Source organism: Polaromonas sp. P3_C2 (assembly GCF_056402675.1).
This window is the reverse complement of sequence record NZ_JBFUGX010000649.1, coordinates 1-2294: the sequence shown is the minus strand read 5'-3', so window position 1 is coordinate 2294 and position 2294 is coordinate 1. Positions and strand designations below refer to the sequence as shown.

The window sequence follows — 2294 nt, the reverse complement described above, 5'->3', positions numbered from 1 at the left end:
GCAATTGTTTGGCCGTTACCAGCGAGCCGGGTGCGGGATACAGATCGCGGTACAGCGCAGCTTGCTGGTGCGAGTTTTCGCCGTAACGCAGGTCCTGCACTTTCACGAAACGCCCGTTGGCCTGGCCGGGGAACATACCGTGACTGCCGTCGGCCTGGATGCCTGAGAGATAGTCGCTGATCGCGCCGTCGTACTGGCTGATGCGGTTGAATGCCGCTACCGACAAGGCGAACTTGGTCTTGTCGGTMAGTTTGCCGCCGGTTTTCAATTCGGCCAGCACACCTTCATACTGCGAGGCATCGGTCAGCACGCCGACATCCTTCCAGTTCTTGGCCGCCGACCGCACCATCGCGGGGCCGCCGATGTCGATGTTTTCAATCGCGTCTTCCAGCGTGCAGCCGGGCTTGGCGACCGTCGACTCAAACGGATAAAGATTGACCACGAGCAAGTCGATGGTGTCAATGCCGTGGGTTGTCAGCGCCGCCATGTGCTCCGGCACATCGCGGCGGGCCAAAAGGCCGCCGTGAATCTTCGGGTGCAAGGTCTTGACGCGACCGTCGAGCATTTCCGGAAACCCGGTGTGATCGGCGACTTCGGTCACCGGGAGCCCGGCGTCAGCCAGCAGCTTGGCCGTGCCGCCCGTGGACAGCAGCTTGATGCCCAGGGCATGCAGCGCCTGCGCGAATTCGAGGATGCCGGTTTTGTCCGAAACGGAAATCAGTGCGTTCATTTTTGTCTTCTCTAAAGAGGATGGCCGGCGAAAGGGCCGGACCATGGGAGCGTGTTTTTTTATTTGATGAGCTTGTGCTCAACCAGCTTCTTGCGCAGGGTGTTGCGGTTCAGGCCCAGCCATTCGGCGGCGCGCGACTGGTTTTGCTCGGCATGCTGCATGACAACTTCCAGCAGCGGTTTTTCCACCACCTTGACCATCATTTCGTACATGCCGTCGGGCTCGGTGCCACGCAGGTCCTTGAAATAGCCTTCCAGGCTGGTGCGTACGCACTCTTCGATATGTTTTTTGCTCATGCAGCAGCTTCTTCCTGATTTTCCTGATTTTTATCTTTGTTCGCCCGTGCCTGCACAGGCACGCCCTCGTCATCAACCTCGACGGCAGCAGCCGGAATCCGGTCCATCTGCGCCCCCAGCCCTTCAAAAAAAGCACTCACCGCCTTCAGTTGCGCTTCGCAGTCTTCCAGCAGGTTCATCTGCGCGCGAAACGCCTCACCACCGGGCAAGGTCTTCACATACCAGCCGATGTGTTTGCGCGCCGTCCGCACGCCGGTGTATTCACCGTACAAATCGTAGTGGTCACGCAAATGGTCCAGCAGCAGGCGTTCAACTTCCGCCACCAGCGGTGGCGCAAGATGCGTGCCGCTTGAAAGGAAATGTGAAATCTCGCGAAAAATCCACGGACGCCCCTGCGCAGCGCGGCCAATCATCACGGCATCGACACCGGTATACGCCAGCACATCACGCGCTTTTTCAGGGCTGGTGATATCGCCGTTGGCTACCACCGGAATGCGCAGCGCGGCTTTCACGGCGGCAATTGTGTCGTACTCGGCATGGCCTTTGTAGCCCTGCTCGCGCGTGCGGCCGTGCACGGTGATCATCTGCACGCCGGCACTTTCGGCGGCACGGGCAATCGCCAGGGCGTTCTTTTCAGCCTGGCACCAGCCCGTGCGCATCTTGAGCGTGACCGGCACATTGCGCGGTGCGCAGGCGGCCACCACCGCATCCACGATCTGCAGCGCCAGGGGTTCGTCCTGCATCAGCGCCGAGCCCGCCCACTTGTTGCAGACCTTCTTGGCCGGGCAGCCCATGTTGATGTCGATGATCTGCGCGCCGCGGTCGATGTTGTAGGCGGCGGCCTCGGCCATCATCTGCGCGTCGGTACCGGCAATCTGCACGGCGATCGGTGCGGCCTCACCTTCGTGGTTCGCACGGCGCGAAGTCTTCAGCGTATCCCACAGGTCGCGGCGAGAGGTCACCATTTCGCTGACCGCATAGCCCGCACCGAGCTTCTTGCTGAGCTGGCGGAACGGCCTGTCCGTGACACCAGCCATGGGCGCGACAAACAGGTTGTTCGCCAAAGCGTAAGGGCCGATGTTCATGGGAAGTGAGCGCTGCGAGGTTGCTGAAAAAGGAGGCACGATTGTACCTGCCCAAAATTTCAGCAATTGAAATTTGCACACGGAGTTGTAAGCGTCTTCCTGACAGGGTGGCTGGCCCGTCATGCCTATACTCAAATAGATATATGGAAGCCTGGATTCACCGCCTGATAGAACTTTTGGCCC

Annotated in this window: 2 protein-coding genes and 1 pseudogene; all 3 read right to left on the bottom strand. The window is 60.0% G+C overall.

Going from position 1 to position 2294, the window contains the following annotated elements; all coding sequences use genetic code 11:
* A pseudogene (gene purH / locus AC1DWI_RS20235) lies at positions 1–730 on the bottom strand (bifunctional phosphoribosylaminoimidazolecarboxamide formyltransferase/IMP cyclohydrolase); the annotation flags it as partial.
* A 59-nt stretch (positions 731–789) separates the two neighbouring features.
* Positions 790–1026, bottom strand: a complete 237-nt coding sequence (locus tag AC1DWI_RS20230; protein ID WP_348047983.1) for a Fis family transcriptional regulator — start codon at positions 1024–1026, stop codon at positions 790–792.
* Positions 1023–2111 carry a tRNA dihydrouridine synthase DusB gene (gene dusB, locus AC1DWI_RS20225; RefSeq protein ID WP_477668349.1) on the bottom strand — a complete coding sequence of 363 codons (1089 nt, stop codon included), beginning with the start codon at positions 2109–2111 and terminating at the stop codon, positions 1023–1025. Before dusB ends, AC1DWI_RS20230 begins: the two co-directional genes overlap by 4 nt.
* Positions 2112–2294: the final 183 nt, after the last annotated feature.

Bases quoted from the DNA above. Each gene is read 5' to 3' on its own strand.
- AC1DWI_RS20230 (WP_348047983.1), bottom strand. From the start codon at position 1,026: ATGAGCAAAAAACATATCGAAGAGTGCGTACGCACCAGCCTGGAAGGC.
- dusB (WP_477668349.1), bottom strand. From the start codon at position 2,111: ATGAACATCGGCCCTTACGCTTTGGCGAACAACCTGTTTGTCGCGCCC.